At 60.8% G+C, this 23,911-nt stretch carries 16 protein-coding genes and 1 pseudogene; 9 read left to right on the top strand and 8 right to left on the bottom strand.

The features are described from left to right. The first annotated feature begins 8 nt into the window (after positions 1 to 8). Together J2X76_RS26440 and J2X76_RS26435 are read left to right on the top strand one after the other, a co-directional pair. Positions 9 to 6,233 carry a HAMP domain-containing protein gene (locus J2X76_RS26440; protein ID WP_405030092.1) on the top strand — a complete coding sequence of 2,075 codons (6,225 nt, stop codon included), beginning with the start codon at positions 9 to 11 and terminating at the stop codon, positions 6,231 to 6,233. 10 nt (positions 6,234 to 6,243) lie between these two features. After that, positions 6,244 to 7,920: a response regulator gene (locus tag J2X76_RS26435; protein ID WP_310220533.1), complete on the top strand. Its 1,677-nt coding sequence runs from the start codon at positions 6,244 to 6,246 to the stop codon at positions 7,918 to 7,920. 40 nt (positions 7,921 to 7,960) lie between these two features. On the opposite strand, the gene J2X76_RS26430 is transcribed toward J2X76_RS26435, so the two are convergent. The 8 genes from J2X76_RS26430 to J2X76_RS26395 all read right to left on the bottom strand — a co-directional run bounded on the left by J2X76_RS26430 (position 7,961) and on the right by J2X76_RS26395 (position 16,847). Next, positions 7,961 to 9,031 carry a Gfo/Idh/MocA family oxidoreductase gene (locus J2X76_RS26430; protein WP_310220532.1) on the bottom strand — a complete coding sequence of 357 codons (1,071 nt, stop codon included), beginning with the start codon at positions 9,029 to 9,031 and terminating at the stop codon, positions 7,961 to 7,963. Further along, positions 9,028 to 10,050 carry a Gfo/Idh/MocA family oxidoreductase gene (locus J2X76_RS26425; protein ID WP_310220531.1) on the bottom strand — a complete coding sequence of 341 codons (1,023 nt, stop codon included), beginning with the start codon at positions 10,048 to 10,050 and terminating at the stop codon, positions 9,028 to 9,030. Before J2X76_RS26425 ends, J2X76_RS26430 begins: the two co-directional genes overlap by 4 nt. Before the next feature lie 4 nt (positions 10,051 to 10,054). Beyond that, positions 10,055 to 11,311: a Gfo/Idh/MocA family oxidoreductase gene (locus J2X76_RS26420; protein WP_310220530.1), complete on the bottom strand. Its 1,257-nt coding sequence runs from the start codon at positions 11,309 to 11,311 to the stop codon at positions 10,055 to 10,057. A 35-nt stretch (positions 11,312 to 11,346) separates the two neighbouring features. After that, entirely contained in the window at positions 11,347 to 12,441 is a 1,095-nt protein-coding gene (locus J2X76_RS26415; RefSeq protein WP_310220529.1) for a sn-glycerol-3-phosphate ABC transporter ATP-binding protein UgpC, read from the bottom strand. A 12-nt stretch (positions 12,442 to 12,453) separates the two neighbouring features. Continuing rightward, positions 12,454 to 13,332 (bottom strand): carbohydrate ABC transporter permease, encoded by an 879-nt coding sequence (locus J2X76_RS26410; protein WP_405030096.1) that lies wholly within the window; start codon positions 13,330 to 13,332, stop codon positions 12,454 to 12,456. A 19-nt stretch (positions 13,333 to 13,351) separates the two neighbouring features. Next, the gene (locus tag J2X76_RS26405; protein ID WP_113128172.1) at positions 13,352 to 14,245 is read right to left on the bottom strand and encodes a carbohydrate ABC transporter permease; all 894 of its coding nucleotides are present in this window, start codon (positions 14,243 to 14,245) and stop codon (positions 13,352 to 13,354) included. 72 nt (positions 14,246 to 14,317) lie between these two features. Then, positions 14,318 to 15,601: an extracellular solute-binding protein gene (locus J2X76_RS26400; RefSeq protein WP_310220528.1), complete on the bottom strand. Its 1,284-nt coding sequence runs from the start codon at positions 15,599 to 15,601 to the stop codon at positions 14,318 to 14,320. 127 nt (positions 15,602 to 15,728) lie between these two features. Continuing rightward, the gene (locus J2X76_RS26395) at positions 15,729 to 16,847 is read right to left on the bottom strand and encodes a glycoside hydrolase family 88 protein (RefSeq protein ID WP_310220527.1); all 1,119 of its coding nucleotides are present in this window, start codon (positions 16,845 to 16,847) and stop codon (positions 15,729 to 15,731) included. A gap of 192 nt (positions 16,848 to 17,039) precedes the next feature. Here J2X76_RS26395 and kdgR point away from each other — a divergent pair, with 192 nt between their 5' ends. The 7 genes and pseudogenes from kdgR to J2X76_RS26360 all read left to right on the top strand — a co-directional run bounded on the left by kdgR (position 17,040) and on the right by J2X76_RS26360 (position 23,903). Further along, positions 17,040 to 17,846, top strand: coding sequence for a DNA-binding transcriptional regulator KdgR (gene kdgR / locus J2X76_RS26390; RefSeq protein ID WP_113128169.1), 807 nt, complete (start codon positions 17,040 to 17,042; stop codon positions 17,844 to 17,846). A 249-nt stretch (positions 17,847 to 18,095) separates the two neighbouring features. After that, positions 18,096 to 18,650 carry a nutrient deprivation-induced protein gene (locus tag J2X76_RS26385; protein WP_310220526.1) on the top strand — a complete coding sequence of 185 codons (555 nt, stop codon included), beginning with the start codon at positions 18,096 to 18,098 and terminating at the stop codon, positions 18,648 to 18,650. Then, a complete protein-coding gene (locus tag J2X76_RS26380) occupies positions 18,643 to 19,059 on the top strand; it encodes a phage holin family protein (protein WP_310220525.1) in 417 nt (138 codons plus the stop codon). The genes J2X76_RS26385 and J2X76_RS26380 overlap by 8 nt, the downstream gene beginning before the upstream one ends. Next, a pseudogene (locus tag J2X76_RS26375) lies at positions 19,059 to 20,043 on the top strand (DUF3618 domain-containing protein). The gene J2X76_RS26380 and the pseudogene J2X76_RS26375 overlap by 1 nt, the downstream one beginning before the upstream one ends. Before the next feature lie 258 nt (positions 20,044 to 20,301). Next, entirely contained in the window at positions 20,302 to 20,832 is a 531-nt protein-coding gene (locus J2X76_RS26370) for a helix-turn-helix domain-containing protein (protein ID WP_310220524.1), read from the top strand. Between the two features lie 229 nt (positions 20,833 to 21,061). Then, positions 21,062 to 22,150, top strand: a complete 1,089-nt coding sequence (locus tag J2X76_RS26365) for a PAS domain S-box protein (RefSeq protein ID WP_310220523.1) — start codon at positions 21,062 to 21,064, stop codon at positions 22,148 to 22,150. Between the two features lie 265 nt (positions 22,151 to 22,415). Then, positions 22,416 to 23,903: an ATPase domain-containing protein gene (locus J2X76_RS26360; protein WP_310220594.1), complete on the top strand. Its 1,488-nt coding sequence runs from the start codon at positions 22,416 to 22,418 to the stop codon at positions 23,901 to 23,903. The last annotated feature ends 8 nt before the right edge of the window (positions 23,904 to 23,911 follow it).

The raw sequence follows: 23,911 nt of genomic DNA, 5'->3' as shown, positions 1-23,911 counted from the left end.
TCGGGGCGATGGCGGCAGAGGATTCTCGTGCCTTGCTGGAAGCGCTCCTGGCGATGAAACGGGGAGACTTTTCGGTCCGGATGCGGTCCGATCTGACTGGCGTCACCGGAAAAATTGCGGACACGTTGAATGATATCATCGCCGCCAACCAGAAGATGGCAGCCCAGCTGGAAAATGTCGGCCAGGTGGTCGGACGCGATGGCCGCACCAGCACACGCGTCAGATTTGGACTGTCCGATGGCGCCTGGGCGGACATGGAAGGATCGATCAATACCCTGATCGACGATTTGTTGTGGCCGACGACAGCCGTTACCCGGACGATCACCGCGGTCGCCAAAGGCGACCTCCTGCAGACGGTGCCGCTGGATGTCGACGGGAGACCCCTGAAAGGCGAATTCCTGCGTTCGGCCGAGATCGTCAACACGATGATCAAGCAGCTCAGCGTATTCACATCCGAAGTGACGCGTGTCGCCCGTGAGGTGGGCACGGACGGCAAGCTGGGTGGCCAGGCTCAGGTCCCGGAAGTGACCGGCGTCTGGAAAGACTTGACCGAGAGCGTCAACTCGATGGCTTCGAACCTGACCGCTCAGGTCCGCAATATCGCCGACGTCACCATCGCAGTCGCTAACGGCGACCTTTCCAAAAAGATCACCGTCGATGTTCGCGGCGAGATCCTGCAGCTGAAGGAAGCCATCAACACGATGGTCGACCAGCTCCGCTCCTTTGCGTCGGAAGTGACGCGCGTGGCCCGGGAGGTCGGGACGGAAGGAAAGCTCGGCGGCCAGGCGCTCGTCCCGGGTGTCGCGGGCACATGGAAAGACCTGACCGACTCGGTCAACGCAATGTGCGGCAACCTGACGGCGCAGGTGCGAAACATCGCCCAGGTCACGACCGCCGTTGCCCGAGGCGACCTTTCACGCAAGATCACCGTCGACGTATCGGGCGAAATCCTCGAACTGAAGGAAACCATCAACACGATGGTGGACCAGCTCAACGGCTTTGCCGGCGAGGTGACGCGTGTCGCCCGCGAGGTCGGCACCGAAGGTCGCCTTGGAGGCCAGGCCCAGGTGCCGGGCGTCGCCGGAACCTGGAAGGACTTGACCGACAACGTCAACTCCATGGCGTCCAACCTGACGGCGCAGGTGCGCAACATCGCCGAAGTGTCGACGGCGATCGCCAATGGCGACTTGTCGAAGAAGATCACGGTTACGGTCTCGGGTGAAATCCTGGAACTGAAGGAAACCATCAACACGATGGTCGATCAGTTGAACGCCTTCGCGTCCGAAGTGACGCGTGTCGCCCGTGAAGTGGGAACGGAAGGTCGGCTTGGCGGTCAGGCAAACGTACGGGGTGTCGCCGGCACCTGGAAGGACCTGACCGAAAACGTCAACTCCATGGCCGGGAATCTCACGGCGCAGGTGCGCAACATCGCCGAGGTATCCACGGCGATCGCCAACGGCGACTTGTCCAAGAAGATCACCGTCGACGTGAAGGGCGAAATCCTGGAGCTGAAGGAAACCATCAACACGATGGTCGATCAGCTCAACGCATTCGCCTCGGAAGTGACGCGCGTGGCGCGCGAAGTGGGGACGGAAGGCCGGCTTGGCGGCCAGGCGAATGTGCGCGGTGTCGCGGGAACGTGGAAGGACCTGACCGACTCGGTCAACTCCATGGCGTCAAATCTCACGGGCCAGGTGCGAAACATCGCCGAAGTTGCGACCGCCGTCGCCCAGGGCGACCTGTCGAAGAAGATCACCGTGACGGTTTCCGGCGAAATCTTGGAACTGAAGGAAACCATCAACACGATGGTCGACCAGCTCAACGGTTTCGCCGGGGAAGTGACGCGTGTCGCCCGCGAGGTCGGGACGGAAGGGCGGCTCGGCGGACAGGCGAACGTTCTGGGCGTTGCCGGGACCTGGAAGGATTTGACGGACAGCGTCAACTCCATGGCGGGCAATCTGACGGCTCAGGTCCGCAACATCGCGGAAGTATCGACCGCGATCGCCAATGGTGATTTGTCGCGCAAGATCACCGTCGACGTGAAGGGTGAAATTCTGCAGCTCAAGGAAACCCTCAACACGATGGTGGACCAACTCAACCGGTTCGCCTCGGAAGTGACGCGCGTGGCGCGTGAAGTGGGCACCGAAGGCAAGCTCGGCGGTCAGGCGCAGGTTCCGGGTGTCGCAGGCACCTGGAAGGATTTGACCGAGAACGTCAACTCGATGGCGTCCAACCTCACCGGTCAGGTGCGAAACATTGCGGAAGTAACGACCGCTGTGGCGCGAGGAGACCTGTCGCGCAAGATCACCGTCGACGTGAAGGGGGAAATCCTGGAGCTGAAAAATACCATCAACACGATGGTGGACCAGCTCAACGCATTCGCCGGCGAAGTGACGCGCGTGGCACGCGAGGTCGGCACCGAAGGCAAGCTCGGCGGACAGGCCCAGGTTTCCGGTGTTGCCGGCACCTGGAAGGACCTGACCGACAGCGTCAACTCGATGGCCGGCAACCTGACGGCCCAGGTCCGCAATATTGCCGAGGTCGCAACCGCGATCGCCAATGGCGACTTGTCGCGCAAGATCACCGTCGACGTGCGCGGCGAGATCCTGCTCCTGAAGGACACCCTCAACACGATGGTGGACCAGCTTCGGTCGTTTGCGGGCGAAGTCACCCGTGTGGCGCGCGAGGTCGGCACAGACGGCCGGCTCGGCGGCCAGGCCGTTGTGCCGGGCGTTGCCGGTACCTGGAAGGACCTGACCGACAACGTCAACCTGCTTGCCGCAAACCTGACCACGCAGGTCCGCAACATCGCCGAAGTAACGACCGCCGTCGCGCGAGGCGACCTGTCGCGCAAGATCACCGTCGACGTAAAGGGCGAAATTCTCGAGCTGAAGAACACCATCAACACGATGGTGGACCAGCTCAACGCCTTTGCAGGCGAAGTGACGCGCGTGGCGCGCGAGGTCGGCACCGAAGGCAAGCTCGGCGGCCAGGCGCAGGTGCCCGGGGTCGCCGGGACTTGGAAGGATCTAACCGATACGGTCAACGTCATGGCCGCCAACCTGACCGAACAGGTGCGCGGTATCGTCAAGGTGGTGACGGCCGTCGCCAACGGCGACCTCAAGCAGAACCTCACCGTGGCGTCCAAGGGCGAGGTCGCAGCACTCGCGGAAACCATCAACAACATGACCAATACGCTCGCGACCTTCGCCGACCAGGTCACGACGGTTGCTCGCGAAGTGGGCGTCGAAGGCCGGCTCGGCGGGCAGGCGAACGTGCCGGGTACCGCCGGTACCTGGAAAGACCTGACGGGTAACGTCAATCTGCTGGCCGCCAACCTGACCACCCAGGTGCGAGCCATCGCGGAGGTCGCGACGGCGGTGACCAAGGGCGACCTGACGCGGTCGATCCAGGTGGAAGCGCGCGGCGAAGTCGCCGAGCTCAAGGACAACATCAATACGATGATCGGCAACCTGCGCCTGACGACGGAACAGAACACCGAACAGGACTGGCTGAAGACGAACCTGGCGAAATTCACGAACATGCTCCAGGGACAGCGAGACCTGACCCTGGTCGGCAAGATGCTGCTTTCGGAACTCGCGCCTCTCGTCGGGGCTCACCAAGGCGTGATCTATCAGGTGGATGCCGCGGATGGCCAGGCGACGCTGTCGCTGCTGTCAAGCTATGCGGGCGGGGTCGATGCCGGACATCCGCAGCGTCTGGAATTCGGCCAGGGGCTGGTCGGCCAGTGCGCCATTGATGCCCGCCGGATTCTCGTGACCAATCTTCCCGACAATGTCGTTCCTATCAGCTCGGGGGTTTTCGCGACCCTTCCGAAGAGCGCCATCGTTCTGCCAGTCCACTTCGAAGGGCAAGTCAAGGCGGTGATCGAACTTGCGTCGGCAGGTGAGTTCACCGAACTTCAGCTTTCCTTCCTGGATCAGTTGACGACGTCGATCGGCATCGTTCTCAACTCGATTGAAGCGACCATGCAGACGGAAGGCCTGCTGAAACAGTCCCAACAGCTTGCGACCGAGCTTCAGACGCAGCAGAGAGAGTTGCAACAGACCAACGAACAGCTCGAGCAGAAGGCGCAACAGCTCGAAGAACGAAACGTCGAGGTCGAGGCGAAGAACCAGGAAATCGAGCAGGCCCGTCGCGCGCTGGAAGAGAAGGCGACCGAACTTGCGCTGACGTCGAAATACAAGTCCGAGTTCCTCGCCAACATGTCGCACGAGCTGCGGACGCCGCTCAACTCGATCCTCATTCTCGGCCAGCAGCTGGGAGAAAATCCGGACGGCAACCTGTCCGGCAAGCAGGTGGAGTTCGCAAAGACGATCCACGGGGCCGGAACCGATCTCCTCAACCTGATCAGCGACATCCTCGATCTCTCCAAGATCGAATCCGGGACGGTGTCGGTCGATGCCGAGGAGATATTCATCGCCAATCTCCTGGAGATGATGTCGAGGCCGTTCCGGCACGAGGCGGAAAATCGGGATCTGACCTACATGGTCGAGATCGGCGAGGACGTACCGAGGAGCATCATCACCGACTCCAAGCGGCTGCAGCAGATCCTCAAGAACCTGTTGTCCAACGCATTCAAGTTCACCGCGCAGGGCGGCGTCACGTTGAAGGTCGTTCCGGTGACGGAAGGCTGGTCTTCGGATCATTCGTCTCTCAAACATGCTCCATCCGTGATTGCCTTCGAGGTCACCGATACGGGGATCGGCATACCGCCGGAAAAACAGCGCATCATATTCGAGGCGTTCCAGCAGGCGGATGCTTCGACCAGCCGGAAATACGGAGGCACGGGCCTCGGCCTCGCGATCAGCCGTGAACTTGCCAACCTCCTTGGCGGCGAGATCCAGCTGCGCAGCACGCCCGGCGTCGGCAGCACGTTCGTGCTCTACCTGCCGATGACATATGTGGGTGCCTCCCCCGCCTCGAAGCCGCTGCCGGCACAAACCAACGTCGTGCAACTCGCCGAGGCCGCCGCCGCACGGCGGGCCGACAAATCCGCGGAACAGGTCGAAGACGATCGCGGCGACATAATGCCCGGGGATGCGGTTCTGCTGATTGTCGAGGACGATCCTCACTACGCCCGCGTGCTTGTCGATCTGGCCCATGACAGCGGGTTCAAGGTTCTGGTGGCCACCCGCGGCAGCGAAGCGCTGAATTTCGCGCAGGAATACAAGCCTGCCGCCATCTCCCTCGACATCTTCCTGCCCGACATGCTTGGCTGGACAGTGCTGAGCCAGCTCAAGCAGAGTGCGGCGACGCGGCATATTCCCGTCCAGATCATCAGCCTGGATGAGGACCGCCAGCATGGTCTCACGCGCGGCGCCTTTGCCTTCATGAGCAAGCCCACGACCACGGACAGTCTGGGCAAGGCGTTCCTGCGGCTGAAGAACTATGCCGAACCGCGCCGCAAGCGGCTTTTGCTGGTCGAGGACAGCGAGGCGGAGCGCGTGAGCGTGACCGCTCTGCTCAGCCATGACGACATCGACATCGACAGCGTAGGTTCCGGGGCGGAAGCGTTGGCCGCCCTGAAACAGGATCCGGCCGACTGCGTCGTTCTCGATCTGACCCTGCCCGACATGTCGGGTTTCGAGGTTCTGGAAAAGATGCGGGACGACACCGATATCGCCGAGGTTCCGGTCGTGGTGTTCACCGGGCGCGAGCTCTCGCCGGAGGAGGACGCCCAGCTCCACACGATGGCGCGCAGCGTCGTCGTCAAGGGCGTCGAATCGCCCGAGCGTCTCCTGGATGAAACCGCGCTGTTCCTCCATCGGGTGGTGTCCGATATGCCGCCCGCCAAGCAGGCGTTGCTTGAGGAGCTTCACAGTTCCGACGAGGATCTGATCGGCGAGACCGTTCTGCTGGTGGACGACGATGCTCGCAATATCTTCGCTCTCAGCAGCGTTCTGGAACGCCGCGGGATGAGGGTTCTGACTGCGACGACCGGCAGCGAGGCGATCGATGTCATCCAGAAGGAACAGGCGGTCGCAATCGTCCTGATGGACATCATGATGCCCGGAATGGACGGTTACGAAACGATGCAGGTGATCCGCTCGGATCCCAAATTCCGCCGCCTGCCTATCCTGGCGCTGACCGCAAAGGCGATGAAGGGAGACCGCGAAAAGTGCCTGGAAGCGGGCGCGTCGGATTATCTGGCAAAACCGGTCAACACGGAGCAATTGCTTTCCGCGCTCCGTATGTGGCTGCATCGCTAGGAACATGGCCATGAACCCTGTGAATATCCTTCTCGTGGATGATCAGCCGGCAAAACTCCTAAGCTATGAGGTCGTGCTTCAGGAACTGGGCGAAAATCTCATAAAGGCCCAGTCCGGCCGGGAGGCGCTGGAACACCTCCTGCGCAACGAGATCGCCGTCATTCTCGTGGATGTCTGCATGCCGGAGCAGGACGGCTTCGAGCTCGTCAGCATGATCCGGGAGCATCCGCGCTATCAGCATACGGCGATCATTTTCGTCTCGGCCGTGATGATGGCGGAGCCGGACCGCTTGCGCGGGTACGCGGCAGGCGCGGTCGACTATGTCTCCGTTCCCATCGTTCCGGATGTTCTGCGTGCCAAGGTCCGGGTATTTGCGGACTTGTACCGGAAGACCAGGGAGCTTGAGCGGCTGAATGCCGACCTAGAGGACAGGGTTCGGGAAAGAACCGCCGAGCTCGAAGCATCCTCGAAGCAGCTGCGTCAGCTCAATGAAGAACTCGAGGAGCGGATCGAACAGCGGACGCGTGAGCGGGAAGAAGCGCTCGCTCAACTGTTCGAGGCGCAAAAGCTCGATACCATCGGCCAGCTGACCGGCGGCGTCGCCCACGACTTCAACAACCTGCTGATGGCGGTGCTGGGCAGCTTGAACCTCCTGAAGAAACGGCTTCCCGCCGACGACAAGAGCGAGCGCTTGGTCGCCAATGCTATTCAGGCGGCAGAGCGCGGCGCCGCCTTGACCCAGCGGCTGCTGGCATTCGCGCGCCGCCAGGAATTGAAGCCGCAGGCCGTCGATTTTGCCGAGCTTTTCGAGAACATTCAGGACCTCCTGAACAAGGCGTTGGGACCTGGCGTCGATATCAGAAAACATATCCCGCCACGGCTTCCGCCTCTGTTGGTCGACAGCAATCAGCTTGAGCTTGCGCTCCTCAATCTGTTTGTGAACGCGCGGGACGCCATGCCGGGGGGCGGGACGGTCATGGTGTCCGCAGAGGAGAAAGACGTCTCGCGGCCCGGCGGTCTGACTGCCGGTCGCTACGTGCGGATATCGGTTTCCGATACCGGTGAAGGCATGGACGAAGCGACCGTGACGCGCGCTGCCGAACCATTCTTCACGACGAAGGGGCCGGGAAAGGGAACGGGTCTCGGCCTTTCCATGGTCCACGGCCTTGCGGCGCAATCAGGCGGCATTCTGGACCTGTCGAGCATCAAGGGGGAGGGGACGACGGTGTCTCTGTGGTTGCCGGTGGCCGAAAACATCGCGGCGGCCCCGCCGGCACCGGAAACCATACCGCAGGACCCTGCCCCCAGCCTGCCGCACGCACTGAACGTGCTCGTGGTTGATGACGATCCGCTCGTCAGCCTGGGAACGTCGGCAATGCTGGAGGATCTCGGCCATCTCACCACGGAGGCGTCCTCGGCGGCCGCCGCACTTGAGATCCTCGGCTCGCCTCAGAGGTTCGACCTGGTCATCACGGATCATTCCATGCCGGGCATGACGGGCGCGGAACTGGCGCGGTTGATCATTTCGGCCTATCCGGGTCTGCCGGTAATCCTCGCTTCGGGATATGCCGAACTGCCAGAAGATCACGGGCTCTCGGAACTCTTGCGGATGACAAAACCGTTCACCCAGGAACAGCTGCAGACGGCAGTCCACCGCGCGGTCGCCGAGCGGGCTACAGCCGCCTGAACCGGCGGCCGATAATCGCCGGTCATCAAGGCCTCGTCGATCAGCCAGGCAGCCAGCCCGCGTCCAGGGGATGATCGGCCGAAAGCGGCAAGCGCACGACCTTTCCTTCCCTAGCGGATGCGTAGATTGCCGTCACCAGTTCGATCGAGTGATGGCTTTCCTGGAGCGATGGGAGATAGAGATCCTGTTTGCCTGTGAGCCGGGCATGGACATCGGCGAATAGTCCCGGAAACCGTGGAAGAACCTCCGGCAAGTCTCGAGTTGCCGCATCGATCTCTGCCTGTCGCGAAGGGTTGGTGGCTTCGAATTTCCACGGACCGGCCCCTATCTGATAGGGTTCGGTGCCCGACGTGATGGTGACATGCTCGAAACACATCCTCAGCCGCGAACTGTTTCCGGCCGCGCCCAAGGTGACCGAGGACGTGATCAAGCCACCTTTCTCGGTGCGCATGGAAAGCGCTGCGCAATCTTCCGTCTCGATGGGATTGACGCGTGTGTCGAGGAATGCGGCGACCTCCACGACATCTCCGACGAGATGAGTCATCAGGTTGTGGATGTGACATGCATGGCTGACAAGCACCCCGCCGAGTTCACCTTTCCAGGTGCCCCGCCAGCGCTCGGCATAATAGGCTGCTCCCCGTTGCCAATGCGTCTCCAGCGCTACCACATAAGGCCTGCCGAGCAGCCCGCGGACCTTCAGTTCATGTGCAGCCCGGTAGCCGGCGCCATAGCGATACTGGAACACAGGAAAGACCTGCCGCCCCGTTCGTGCGGAACGGTCGGCAATCTGGCGCACCTGCGCGATTGAACCGGCCAGAGGTTTCTCGCAGACGACGTGCTTTCCTGCTTCGAGGGCCGCAAGCGTCATGGCCGCATGCAGTTGAGGCGGCAGGCAGATATCGACCAGATCCACCAGAGGGTCGGCGAAAACCTCTTTTATATCGGGAACAGCCCGACTGCCCGGCGCCTGTTGCGCCGCCTCTTCGGCTCGAGGAAGATTGAGGTCGCAGACGTAACGGACGTCGAACAGATCGGCCAATTCCGCATAGGCGGCGATATGGGCCTTGCCTATGCCCGCGCCGATGACGGCGACACGGATGCGCTCGGTCATCGCGCTGCTTTCTCCTCCGCGATGAGTTGCGCCTGCAGCGCCAGCCGGGTGGCGAGGAACGCATGGGACTGGGCCATGGCCGTTTCGGTTCGCCTTTCCACATCGGCCGCCAGTCGGGCGAAGAAGGGTTTTCCGGCACCTTTGGCTTCGAACCGCTGCACGCCCGTCCTGTCGGCCACGAACACATGGTCCTGGCCGTCGTGGCCGGCGATATCGATGTATTTGCGAAGTTCGATGTAACCTTCCGTCCCCAGAATGGTGATCCTGCCATCGCCCCAGACGGGAAGGCCCGCCGGCGTCAGCCAGTCGACCCGGGCATAACCGCGCCCGCCATTGCCCTCCAGCAGAACCTCGCCGAAATCCTGAAATGCCGGCCGATCCGGATTTGCGACATTGGCCACATGGGCGGAAACCACGCTCGCCTCGGTCGATCCGGTGAAATGCAGGAACTGGTCGAATTGGTGGGCGCAGATATCGGCGAGAATCCCACCGCAGCGTGCCCTGTCCCAGAACCATGCCGGCCTGAGATGGGCATTCATGCGATGCGGCCCGAGACCAACCGTCTGAACCACCTTGCCGATCCGGCCCTGCGCAATCAACTGATCCGCAAGGGTGGCGCTCTCGACGGAGACGCGTTCGGAAAACGACACGACCCAGCGTTGCCCGGTTTCGCCGACGGTGCGTTGGATGTCCGCCAACTGTTCCAGGCTGGTACAGCCGGGTTTGTCGACTAGAACATCCTTGCCGTGCGACATCGCCGCCACCGCGACATCGGCGCGCTCGCTGTTGATCCCGGACGACAGGACAAGAACGATGCTTTCATCGTCGAGGATGGCCTGCATCGACCGGGCCGGCAGATCCGGATAGGTTTCCTGGAATGTCTTGCGAACGGCTTCCGGGGTCTCCTCGCCCGTTGTCCACGCAACGAGTGTGGCGCCGGCATCCAGCATGCCGTTGATCATGCCGTAGATGTGCCCATGGTCTATGCCGATGACGCCGATGCGAAGGTTAAAAGCCATGGGACTACCTGTTAAGGTGGATGCCGCGCGCGCGAAGCATGGATTGGATGTTCACCAACGAGCCTGTGTCTATCGACGCGTTGGCGGCGATGCCGGTGAGGATGGACCAGGCGCCAGCGACATGGTCGGAAGCTCGGCCATAAGGGTCGGGCTGCATGCTTTCGGGATCAAAGATATAACCCAGCATGACCGGATCCGCGCCGCCGTGATCCCCCGTCGCTTTCGGAACCGCGAGCTGGCGCGCAGGCTCGCCGGCCAGATGGAGCTCCGTCGTGATTGCATCTTCGTCCGCATGGGCACGTTTACCGCCGAACACCCCGTGGACCTCGACATGGCGATGGGTAATGTCGCCCTTAGTGCCCTGGAACTTGATCTCCAGTCCTTCCCAGGGCGAATAGGCCGTCAGCGTGTAATTGGCAGTGACGCCCGAGGCGTAGCGGATATGCGCCTGCATCGTATCCTCGATGCCGATCTCTTCGTCGAACACGCAGAGATCGCGGAAATAACCGTCTTCGTGCTCGGCCTCCACATAGAGTTTGCGCAGGTTCTCGTCGGCCGCGAGGTCGAGGCGGAAATCGCATTTATGGGCGACGGGACAGTCGCTGCAGCGTGGGCCGCGGCCGGCGAGACCGAGCTCCACCGCCATTTCGGGGCGATAGAAGACACGGCGGCCGGAGGCCAGGACTTCCGTCGGCACCGTTCCCAGCCACCAGTTGAGAAGATCGAAATGGTGGGTCGATTTGTGGACCAGCAGCCCGCCGGAATTCTCCTTCTGGCGGTGCCAGCGGCGGAAGTAATCGGCGCCGTGAACCCGGTCGAGATGCCAGCGGAAATCGACCGCCGTCACCGTGCCGATCGCTCCCGATGAGATTAGTTCCTTGATCTGGGTGCGTGCCGGCGAATAGCGATAGTTGAAAGTCACGGTGACCTTTCGGCCGGTACGCGCCTGGGCATCGACGATCTGCTTGAGGCGGCCGAGATCGATCGTCAGCGGCTTTTCGCAGATGACATCGCAGCCGGCCTCGAAGGCGCGAACGATGTAGTCGGCATGCAGGAAATCCGGCGTCGCGACAACGACCGTATCCGGCCTCTGTTCTGCGATCAGGCGGTCGAAATCCGCGGCGAGGTAAGTTGCGACACCGTTCGTCCCAGGCTTCGAGGCCGCCTGCGCCGCTTCGCCGAGGCGATGCGCGTTGCTATCGCAGAGAGCGACGATCTCATGTTTATCAGCGTAATCTTCGACAACGGAATTGCGGAACATCTGATGCCGCGAGCCGCATCCAACAATGGCGATCTTCACTGTGCTTGGCTTTCGTTCTGGATAATTTCGAGGCGTTGACCCCTGCTATCGAAATAGTGGAGGTCGGAGAGGTCGAACCCGATGGTGACCGGGTCACCGATCCGATAGGGCTTGCGCCCATTGTCGCAGGCCAGCAGCACCTGGCCCGACGGCAGGGTGATGTGCAGCAGGGTTTCGCTGCCCAGATATTCCACCAGCCGGATCGTGCCTTGGCCCGTAACGTCGCCGTCGCCGACCCGCAGCGATGAAGGCCGGACGCATAAAGTCAGCGCTTGATCCTCGGCCGGAAGTTCGGGGATGGCGAAGTCGGGCATGCCTTCCACCGACACCACGGTCTTGCCGGCCCCGCGCGTCGTTCTTGCCTTGAGCATGTTGATCTTCGGCGAGCCGATGAAACCTGCAACGAACAGGTTCTGCGGCCGGGTATAGAGTTCCTGCGGCGTGCCGAGCTGCTCGATCTTGCCGCCGCGCAAGACCACGATCCGGCTTGCCATGGTCATCGCTTCCACCTGGTCATGGGTCACGTAGATCATGGTGGTGCCGAGGCGCGCGTAAAGCGAGGCAAGTTCCGCACGCATCTGCACGCGCAGTTCCGCATCGAGGTTGGAAAGCGGCTCGTCGAACAGGAAAAGCTGCGGCTCGCGCACGATCGCCCTGCCGATGGCGACGCGCTGCTTCTGGCCGCCGGAAAGCTGGCGCGGCTTGCGGTCCATAAGCTGCTCGATCTGCAGGATGCGCGCGGCCTCGGCCACCCGGCTTTCCACCTCGGTGCGCGAGACCTTGAAGTTCTGGAGACCGAACGCGAGGTTCTTCCGCACGCTCATATGGGGATAGAGGGCGTAGCTCTGAAACACCATGGAAAGTTCGCGCTTGGAGGCGGGCAGGTCGTTGACGACCTTTCCGCCGATCGAGATCGTTCCTTCGCTGATGTCTTCGAGGCCTGCGATCATGCGCAGGAGCGTCGACTTTCCGCAGCCCGACGGCCCGACGAGAACGAGGAACTCGCCGTCATGGATGTCCAGATTCAGTCCCTGGATGATGGACAGCGCTCCATAGCGCTTGCCGACGTTTCGAAGCGTCAATCCTGCCATGCGTCTTGTTCCCTATTTCATTCCGGAGGTGGCGATGCCGCGCACGATGAGTTTCTGGAACAGGCCGAAGAAGATGACGACCGGGACCAGCGAAAGGACCGACATCGCGAACATCTGGCCATAGGCGGATTGCCCCTCCTGATCGAGGAAGAGGCGAAGCGCCAGCGGCACGGTATAGCTCTTGATGTCGTTGAGGTAGATGAGCGGGGCGAGGAAGTCCTCCCAAACCCAGATCAGCGAAAAGATCGCCGCCGTGCCCATGGCCGGCAGCGAAAGCGGCAGTATGATCGCCCAGTAGATCTTGAAGGGCGAACAGCCGTCGATCATGGCGGCCTCGTCCAGCTCGCGCGGCAGCTGCCGAAAGAACTGCACCATCAGAAAGATGAAGAAGCCATCGGAGGCAAGGAAGCGCGGCACGACCAGCGGCAGATAGGTATCGACCCAGCCGAGGTTCAGGAACTGGACATATTGCGGGATGAGGACCACGTGATAGGGGATCATCAGGGTCATCATCATCAACGCGAAGAAGAAGCTGCGTCCGGTGAAGTTCAGCCGTGCGAAGGCGTAGGCCGCGAACGAACAGGAGATGAGGTTGCCGATCACCGACAGGATGGTGACGATCGCCGAGTTCACATAGAAGACCGTGAAGGATATCGGCAGGGCGTACCAGCCCTTCGTATAGTTCTCGAAATGAAATTCGGATGGCCAGAGTGTCAGGCTGCCGAAAATCTCGTTTTCCGGCTTCAGGGAGGATGCCAGCAGCCAGAACAGCGGATAGAGCATGACGCATGACACGACGATCAGGAAGATATGCTTCAGGATCCGGCCGTTGCGCTCACGCCTGTCGCGTTTCAGCCGCAGCTCGTGAGCGACGCGCGCGGCCTCATCCATCTGGATGGCAAGTTCCAGATCAGTCGCGCTCGTTTTCATAATGCACCCAATATTTCGACGTGAAGAAGGCGATCGCGGTGAAGGCGGCTATGATGACCAGCAGGAACCAGGCAAGCGCCGATGCATAGCCCATGCGGAAGAACTTGAAGGCCTCGTTGAACAGATAGACCGTATAAAACAGTAGGCTGTCTGCCGGTGCGCCGGTGCCGTTGGAGATGATGAAGGCGCTGGAAAAGGTCTTGAAGGACTCGATGGTCTGCAGAACCAGATTGAAGAAAATCACCGGGGCAAGAAGCGGTAACGTGATGCGGGTAAACTGCCGCCAGCGCGGCGTCCCGTCGATTTCCGCCGCTTCGTAGAGATCGCGCGGAATGCCCCGCAGGCCGGCCAGAAAGATGAGCATCGGCGAACCGAACTGCCACATGGCCAGCACGACCAGTGTATAGAGCGAGGTATCGGGATCGGTTATCCAAGAGGCGCCCTGGATTCCGACCATCGCCAGTACCTGATTGACCACGCCATCGGCCGCGAAAAGCTGGCGCCACAATATCGCGATGGCGATGGAAGCGCCGAGCAGGGACGGCAGGTAGAAGATCGCCCGGTAAACGCCGATCGTCCGCAAGCCCTTGTCGAGGAGCATGGCCACGCCGAGCGCCATGATCAGGCGGGCGGGCACAGCCAGGGCAACATAGGAAAAAGTCACTTCCAGTGCTTTCCAGAAGCGCCGGTCGCGCGTGAACATGTATTCGTAATTGCCCCAGCCGATCCATCGGGGGGCGCTCACCATGTCGTAGCGGGTGAAGGAGAGATAAAGCGACGCAAGGATCGGGCCCAGGGCGAGCAGGAAGAACCCGATCAGCCATGGAAGAAGAAACACGTAGGCCGGGGCGTTGCGGGCAAAAAAACGTCTCATCGAAACGACCTTGTTGTCGGAAGAGAGGCCCCCGCCGCGGGAGTGACGGGGGCCTCGATATTCCAGCGCCTGTTACTGGGCGCGTTCGATGATAGCCTGGGCGTCCTCGATGAAGGTGCCCGCGGCTTTTGCAACCTCCACCTTGCCGAGGACGACGTCGGTGCCGATCCGCATGAATGCGTCCCGCACTTCGCCGGCGCCCTTGGGGGCGGGAAGCGGCAGCGGGCCCACCTTGCTCTGGATCGCCGTGAAGTAATCGACGGAGAGCTTCTCGACCTCGGTGAGCTTCGGGGCGAGAGCCGCGCGGATCTTGGGCGAGCAGGGGATGCCGCGTTCCAGGCCGAGAATGCCGGTGATCTCGGGATCGTTGACCCAGGCATTCATGTAGGCGATGGCGGCCTCCGTGTCCTTGGCGTCGCGGCTGAGGGACAGGAACATCGAGGGCTTGATGAACTGGCCGGGCTTGCCGCCCGCCTTGTGGGGCACCATGGCGGCGCCGATCTTGTCCTTCGATACGGCCTGAATGCCGACGAGCTGGTTGGACCAGTAGTGGGACATGGCGGTGTCGCCTACGGCAATGCCCGATTCGGCAATCGGCGGGTCGAGAATGACGGTCTTGTTCTTGTCCCGAACGACCCCCGCCTTGCGCAGATCGGCCCACATCTGCCACCAGCTGCTCACGTCCGCGGCTGTCGCCGCGACCTTGCCGTCCGGGCTGTAGAATTCCCGGCCGTTCTGGCGGACCCAGGATTCGAAGGTTTCGATCATCAGGGACAGGTCGTCCGATCCCTTCATCTTGCCCCCGGACTTGGAGGTGATCTTTTCGCAGACCTTGGCGAAGTCGTCCCAGGTCCAGTTGATGAGGTCCGCATCGATGCCGGCTTCCTGGAAGGCGCGGGTATTGTGGACCATGACCTGGCTGTTCGAGCCGATGTTGAGGGCATAAAGCTTTCCGTCGACCCTGCCGCCATCAAGCGGGCCTTTGTCGAAGTCGGCGATCATCAGGTTCTTGCCGGCGAATTCGTCGAGCGGCTTCAGCGCGCCGCGATTGACGTATTCGAACAGGAAGCGGTAGTCCATTTGCACGAGGTCGGCCATGTTGCGGCCTGCCGTCTGGGTCGCCATCTTGGTCCAGTAGTCGCCCCAGCCGATCGTTTCGCCGGAGACCTTGATGCCGGCATTCTTCTTCTGGAACGCGTCGATAACGGCAAAGGTGCGCTTGTCGCGCTCTGGATTGCCCCACCAATAATGCCGGATCGAGCGGTCCGCAGCGAATGCCGGCATGGCCGGAAGCGCAGACGCGGCCGCTGCCGCGCCCATCGTGCCCAATAATGCTCGTCTTGTCAGTTCGGTCATTTCGTCCTCCTCCTCCTTCTGCCCCGGAGCGTCTTACCGGCGCCGGGCACGTTGTTGTTGTTCATGACTTGGCCGAATGCCGGCTCCTCCCGCCGGACACGCTCCAATCTTCCTTGACGCAAGCCCGCTAGATGAAGCTGCGCAAAAGTTCGGTCAGGCAAAGCATCGCCATCGCTTGCCCGTAAGGCATGGAGGTCAGCTTGATCTGCCGATAGAAATCGAGATCGCTGCCCATCGCCGTGCCGAAAGATACCTGCCGGAGCTCTCCCTCGGGGCTGATATTGTCGATCACGCCCTTCATGGCTTGTTCGGCTGTTTCCAGATACTCGATGCCCAGATACCGCTTGCGCACGCCCTTCATCAGGCCATAGGCAAAGCCGGCTGTCGCCGAGGCCTCCAGATAGCTCGACGGATCATCGATCAGCGTGTGCCACAGGCCAGACGGATGCTGGTGCAGCTTCAGCGCGGCTGCCTGCCGGCCGAGCAGCGACACCAGATGGCGGCGGATGGGATCGTTTTCGGCAAGATCGAGGAGCTCGATGAATTCCGGAATGGCGATTGTGATCCAGCTATTGCCGCGTGCCCATCGGGCGCGGGCAAAATTGTGATCCCCGTCAAACGTCCAGCCGTGGAACCAGAGGCCGGTCTGCGTGTCGGAGAGATACTGGGCATGGACCAGGAACTGGTATTTTGCCTCTTCCACGAATTCCGGGCGTTTGAGCACCAGGCCGATCTTGGCAAGCGGCAACACGCTCATCATCAGCGTGTCGTCCCACATCTGCTGATCGTTGACGCTGTTGTAGACGATATGCTGCAGCCCGCCTTCGCGGGTGCGCGGCATTTCGTACATCACCCATTCGGCCCATGTTTCCAGATAGGGCCGCCATCTGGGGTCGCCCGTGAGTTCGTAGAGATGGGCAAGTGTCAGGAACGGTGCGACGGTGTTGATGTTCTTTGTAGGCGTTCCTTCAGCAAGCCGTGCCTCGAACCATCCCGTGATGATATCCATCACCTTCCGGTTGCCAGTCTGCTGCCAATATTTGAGAAGGCCGAACAGAGCGACGCCATGGGTCCATTCCCAGCCTGCCCAGCCTTTGGTGTCGATAACGCGGCCGTCGTCGAGGCGCAGCAGGAATTCCCCGGTGCGATCCTCGATATGGACGAGGTTGTCGGTCAGCCGATCGATGAGATCGCATACATCGCTGCGCTGAATAAAAGGTCGCTTTTGCCGCAGCAGCGGATGCATGCCAGACGTCCTCCACAAATATTCGGAATGTTGTTCCGGATTTTAGGAAATCACACTCCCGATGGCTTTTCAACCGTGTTTTTCTGTTGCACTCTGCGGGTCGGTCGAAGCCTTCCGGAGGCTCCTTCCGTATCTTGACACAGGTTTTTCTAAATTCCAGAATGTGATTTCGAAAAAAATAGAACAAGCAATATGTCAGAGCTGAACCCAAAAACCGAAAATGTCGCGGCTGTCCTCAAGGTCTTCGCGGTGATGGAAGCGTTGGTCGAGGGAAAGAAGGTAAGTCTCGCCGATCTTGCCCAGCGAGCCATGACGTCGAAAACGACTGCGCATCGCCTGCTGCAGACCATGGTTGAACTCGGTTATGTGGAGCAGGATGCGGAGACGGAAAAATACGGCCTGACGCTGAAACTCTTCAGCCTCGGCGCCCGGTCGCTGACGGAGCAAACGGACCTGCTGCGCGTGGCGGATGTCGCAATGGGAAAGCTGTCCAGAGTGACCGGCGAATCTGTCAATCTCGGTATTCTCGACGATCGCGACCAGAAGGTCGTTTACATCCACAAATACGATTCCGCCTACAGTCTCTCGATGAAATCGACGCTCGGGCTGCGCAACCCGCTGCACAGCACGTCGCTTGGCAAGGCGCTTCTTGCGTGGCGGGATGACGACGAGATCCGTGAGCGGATCAACAAGATGGAGCTGACGAAGCTCGCACCGCGCACCATCACCGATCCGCAGGAATTGTTTGCGCAGTTGCAGTTGGCCCGCAGCCGCGGTTTTGCCGAGGAGGTGGAGGAGAGCGAGGCGGGCGTGCGATGCATGGCGGCGCCGATCTTCAACTATCTCGGAAAACCGATCGCTGCGATGTCGATTTCCTTCCCGATGTTCCGTTTCGATGAAAGCCGGAAATCCGAGTATATCGACCTGCTGCGCACGGCAGGGCTCACGGCTTCCGCCGGGCTCGGGTATCAGGCGGCAAAAAACGAGATGCTGCCCTGAACGCTCCTGCGCCGCTTCCGGAAACCGGGGCTTGGCGCGGCGGAGCGTCATGTGCCAGCGACTTCAAAGTCGCACCGGTGCAGCCCGGCGAAAAGTGAGGGTCCGCAACCGCCGGAATGTCGCCCGTCACGTGCGTCGAGCCATGCCAATCCCGCAATGATTCCCGGAACATTCCGACCCTCCGTCGGTTCGTGCTGATATCGCTGATCATCGACGTTGGCGATCGTCGTCACATTTTCGGAGGATTCCATGGCAGAGAGAGATATTTCCCCAGGACCGGACGGCGCCAATCCGTCCGGCTACCCGTCATTGAGTGAAAATCCGTCTTCCGGTTTTGAACCGCGGGGCGCCTCCGACGGTGCAAAGGAAGCGCCGACCGGCCTGAAGCAAAAAATGTCGGAAGATGCGAGCGCGGCCCGGCAGTTGGCCAAGGACGGGATCTCCCAGGCGGCGGACAAGGCAAAGGAGACGGCCAATGAGCAGAAGAACATCATTGCGAAGCAGCTGAGGGGCGTCGCCTCGGCCGTCGAGAAGGCAGGCAGCGAATTGCAAGGCGGTGATCAACGCGCGGTCGGGGATATGGCCAGGCGCATGGGGTCCAGCATGAGGAAGTTCGCTGACGACATCAAAGATCGAGACCTCGGGCAGGTCGCCGGCCTGGCGGAAGATTTCGGGCGCAAGCAGCCGGCTGCCTTCCTCGGGATTGCAGCTCTCGCCGGGTTTGCGGCCAGCCGGTTCTTGGCGGCGTCGGGCAGCCGCGGAACCCGGAATACGGGCAAAGAGGAGGGCCGCTCCAATGGCTAATTCAACCGACAATCGCCCGCTTGCCGAACTCATCACAGGCCTTGTGAGCGACGTCTCCATCCTCTTCCGCAAGGAAATCCATCTCGCAAAGGCGGAAGCTTCCGAAAAAATGTCGGGTGCGCTTACGGGCCTGGAAGCTTTTGCGGCAGGTCTTGTTTTTGCCCTGGCGGCGATCGGGGTTCTGCTTGCGGCCCTGGTAAGAGGACTGACCGCATTTCTCGTCGCCCGCGGGTTTGCCGAGCCGACCGCCGACTCCATTTCCTCGGTCGTTGTCGGGGTTGTTGTCGCGCTCGCAGCGTGGGGACTGATTTCCCGCGGTCTGGCCGCCCTGCGCGGTGAAAACCTAAAAATGGATCGGACCTCAGCGTCCCTTCGCCGCGACGTCCAGATTGTTAAGGAGAGAACGTGATGGCCCATACATCCGAACGTCGCACCGCTGCGGAGATCGAGCGCGAGATCGAAGAAGACCGCAGCCGGATCGAAGACAAGCTCAACGCAATCCAGCAGCGGATGTCTCCGGGCCAGATCCTGGACGAAGCGCTTGGCTACATGAAATCAAGCGGAGGCGCAGAGTATTTCGCTAACCTCGGAAGTTCGGTGAAGACGAACCCGATACCCGTGGCGCTCATGGGAATCAGTCTGGCCTGGTTAATGGCCAATCCCGGTAGTGGCAGGCCATCTTTAGGCGCCGGCCGTCAGGATGAGGATACTTATCCTCTGGCGACCGTGGAGGGCAGTCTTCGCCGGATCGGGCCACCTCAGGCGGAGGGAGAACACCGCTACAGCCATTTCGCCGACTCGTCCGGCAAACGTTTTAAGGCGCTTACGGACAAGACGGGACGTCGTGCCGGCCATTTCCTGGATGAGAGCGGAAAGATGTATCGCGGGTTTGCGGATGCAGCTGGCCAGCAGATCCATGATATTCGAGACGAGGCCGGCAAGCTCTTCGAGGAGGCTTCCGGCTGGACGGCCCGGGCATGGAGTCACATCGGCCAGGCGGCACAGTCAATGGGTAAGTCTGCGACGGGTGCTGCAAGCAGCACATGGGATGAGGCGGCCCATCTCAATGCCAATCTCATGCAGACGTTCCGCGATCCCGCTGATCGGCGGCGCACTGGCATTCGCGGCGGGAGCGGCCATCGGCGCAGCATTTCCATCGACCCGTGCCGAGGACGAGATGTTGGGCGAGGCGTCGGATGACGTCCGGGAGCGGCTCTCGGAAAAGACTGCCCAGACGCTCGACCAGGCAGAGAACGTTGCCGCGGATGTCTACCGGAAAGCAGCGTCAGTGGCCTCTGACGTACATGAAGTCGCGCGTCAGCGGATCGTTGAGGAAGCGGGCACTTACCAGACGGATGACGCAAAGAACTTTCCGAACAGCCGGCCACACTAAGCCTTCCAGACGGAAAGCCAATGTCATCTGGATGAAGGAAGCGAGAGGCCAGGCCACGGCTTGGCCTCTGCGTGAGTCCGCTGGCAACGCGATCCAGCCTTCAGGGGGCATGTCGCAACGGGCTGATCATCTTTTCGTCGCTTGAAACGCTTGGGCCTGATGCCGATATATTGAATACGATCGCGGGCTTGAGTGCCCCTGCGGCTGGATCGTGAAACCTCAAAGCACCTCCGAGAGCCTTGCTGCCCGGATGGTCAGATGCGTCCACCTTTTCATCGAGATGGCTTGATCTGCGTTCGCTATTGCGAAGCATTTGCTTGCCTGCTCGCGGTTCATAAAATGACAATTCACGTTCCCACACCCCTTACGTTCGAAGCCAAGCTTAAAGAGGAGCACAAAGCCCGCCGGCAACGGTTTGCAGATGCTGTGAAACGCGCACGGCTGAGAGAAAACAACGGCCAGGACGTCGATGCCATTCCAGAATGGAAAGGCGCGGAGATCCATTTCGACTCCCACATGCGCGCCTACCAGCTCCATCTTGCAAACCAGATGGTGCGCCCCGAGGTCCTGTATCTCAAGAAGCGCGCGGTCGATCTTGACGTCCCTTACCACGACCTTGTGGGTCGATCGGCTCTGAAAAAGGTGGTGGAAACACGCCGGTTGTTGATGTGGGAACTGCGGGAAGTGTTCGGCCTCTCATTTCTTGAGATTGGCAGGGCCTTCGGCTGGCGGGACTCTTCTACGGCCATGAGTGCCGTGAAAACTGTCGAGGCTCGGATGAGGAGATGAGATCCCCCCTTGAAGACAATTCATGCCCGTTCGATCAAGGCAGTCAACGCTTGTGATGCCCGCCGGAATTTGGTGAGCCTATCGCTCTGGCCTACTCCAAAAATTGCAGATCTTTCAGCTGAATTTGCAGCTGACTATCTATCTTGCGGGCTTTCTTTTTGACAAATAGCAATTATTGTCTCCTGAATGTTTCCTGTTCCCGCACCGTCCCCTGGATGAGATATGGGTTATGACGCAGACGTCGAATGATAGCCGCAAGGGCGAGGACGCCAATGATCGCCTCCACGACCCCCAGGAGGCGGTGAAGGCAGCCCAGCCGGGACATGATGCGGCGGCATTTCTGGCAGCGATCATCGAATCATCGGATGATGCAATCATCAGCAAGAGCTTGTCTGGAATCATCACCACCTGGAACAGGGGAGCCGAGCGCGTGTTCGGGTATCTGGCCGAGGAGGTCGTGGGCAAGCCGATTACCATCCTTATCCCCGAAGACCGTCTGGATGAGGAGCCGGCCATCCTGGCGAAGATCCATGCTGGTCAACGGGTCGATCATTTCGAGACGATCCGCAGGCGGAAGGACGGCTCGCCCATCGATATCTCGTTGACGATCTCGCCGATCAGAGATGCAAACGGAAAGATCATCGGCGCTTCGAAGATCGCGCGGGACATTTCTGATCGCAAGCGTGCCGCCGAACACCAGGATCTGCTGCTGCGGGAAATGCACCACCGCGTGAAGAACCTGTTCGCGATCACGGGCAGTCTCATTACTCTTGCGGCTCGTAACACCCAGACATCGGAGGAGCTCGCCGGCAGCATGAAGGAGCGGCTGATGGCACTCTCTCGCGCTCACGAAATGACGTTGCCGAGCTTTACCGGCAACGATGCCTTCCGTGAAAAGTCGGCGACGCTGTTTCAGCTGCTGTCCAGCATCCTTGCTCCCTATGAGGGCAAGGAGGGAGAGCGTTGGCGCCTGCATGGGGGAGACGTGCATGTGACGGCCGACAAGGTGACGAACCTCGCGCTGCTTTTCCATGAGTTTGCGACCAACGCCGCCAAATACGGTTGCCTGTCGGTCCCCGAAGGCCGGCTCGAGGTCACGGTAACACGGCGCGGGGAGATGCTGGAGCTTGTGTGGTCGGAGACGGGCGGACGCGCGTCACGCAGAATTGAAGATCAGCAACCGGGCTTCGGGACTCGCCTGGAACGGACGATCCTTCAGGGATTGAACGGAAATCTCACGCGGGAATGGCAGCCAAGCGGTCTTTCGATCCGATTGAATATTCCCCTGCAGTCCGTCGGCAAGCCCGGTAATTCATAATTGACCGCGAAGCCAGCTTTCCCAGGTTGGTTTCGAAGGTATTTCCTGCTCTGGATGAGACCAGAACCCACCCGCAAAGGCTAAAGGCAAGCTTTCCTCAGTTATTTGAAGTAGAGCAGGCGGCGTGCGAAGGAACGCAGGCGACCGGAATTGTGACATGGATTCCGCTACTGCCTTCAAACAATTGCGTTTTGGCAGCCACTTGAGGCTTGTCCCGCGCGTTCTATATGCCCCTGTCCAACAGATCCGATTGTACAGGGTAAAAATGACAGAACGAAACGTGGAGGCGGAGCTTGATGGTGCTCCGCGTATTTCAACCGGAGTGGCCGGGCTGGATGCTGTGCTTGACGGCGGTCTCGACGAAAACCGACTCTACCTCTATGAGGGCCGTCCCGGCACCGGCAAGACGACGATTGCTCTGCAATTCCTGCTCGAAGGCGTGCGCCAGGGGGAGCGGGTGCTGTATATCACGCTCTCCGAGACGGAACGCGAGCTGGAGCTTGTCGCTACTCGTCACGGCTGGTCGCTTGACGGCGTCAGCGTTTTTGAGCTCGTCCCGCCGGAGACGACCCTCGATCCCGACCGCGAGCTGACTGTCTTCCATCCGGCAGAGATGGAACTCAACGAGACGACGAAACTCATTCTGGATCGCGTCTCCGAGCTCAATCCGAAGCGCGTCGTGGTCGATAGCCTTTCAGAATTGCGCCTGCTCGCTCACAGCCCGCTGCGCTACCGCCGGCAGGTGCTCGCCCTCAAACATTTCTTCGCCAGCCGCCAGTGCACCGTCATTCTTCTTGACGATCTTTCGTCCCAACAGAACGACCTGCAGCTTCATTCCATTTCGCACGGGGTCGTGCTGCTGGAGCAGCTTGCCATAGATTACGGTGGCGAAAGGCGCCGCCTCAGGGTCATCAAGATGCGTGGCATCAAGTTCCGCGGCGGTTACCACGATTTCACCATCGAGACGGGCGGCGTCCACATTTTTCCGCGCCTGGTAGCCGCGGAGCATCATCGGGACTTCGACGAGGAATATACGCCCAGCGGCAACAGGGAGCTCGATGAGATGCTCGGCGGCGGGTTTGAACGAGGCACGAACGCGCTGTTTCTCGGAGCCGCCGGCGTCGGAAAATCCTCGCTCGCTCTAACCTACGCTTTGGCGGCCGCAGACCGAGGCGAACATTCCGTGGTTTATGCCTTCGACGAAGGAAGCGGCACACTGAAAGCCCGCGCCAGAAATCTTGGCTTCGACCTGCAAAGCCGGTTGGAGAGCGGGTTGATCCGCTTGCAGCAGATCGATCCTGCGGAGCTTTCGCCGGGAGAATTCACGGCCAACGTCCAGAAGAGTGTCGAGGTCGACGGCGCACGGATCATCGTCATCGACAGTTTGAACGGCTATATGAACGCCATGCCCGACGAGCGGTTTCTGATCCTGCAGATGCACGAGCTGCTCAGCTATCTCGGTCAGAGAGGGGTGCTGACGATCCTTGTCCTTGCCCAACATGGGCTCATGGGTCCGCTCGAGGCTCCGCTCGACCTGAGCTATCTGAGCGATGCTGTTGTCATGCTGCGCTATTTCGAGATGGACGGCACCGTGCGCCGAGCGATTTCGGTCGTCAAGAAGCGAAGTGGCAGGCACGAACACAGCGTGCGTGAGTTCAGCCTTTCCGACCAAGGTATCAAGCTCGGCCCGCCGACACTTGGCTTCACCGGCGTATTGGCCGGATCGCCTCATTTTTCGGTCACCCCGCTATGAGTAAGGCA

Origin of the sequence: Neorhizobium sp. 2083, assembly GCF_031455615.1 — a bacterium.
Taxonomy (GTDB): Bacteria; Pseudomonadota; Alphaproteobacteria; order Rhizobiales; family Rhizobiaceae; genus Neorhizobium.
Note: the sequence above shows the minus strand (reverse complement) of the source record. Positions and strands in the feature narration are given on the sequence as shown.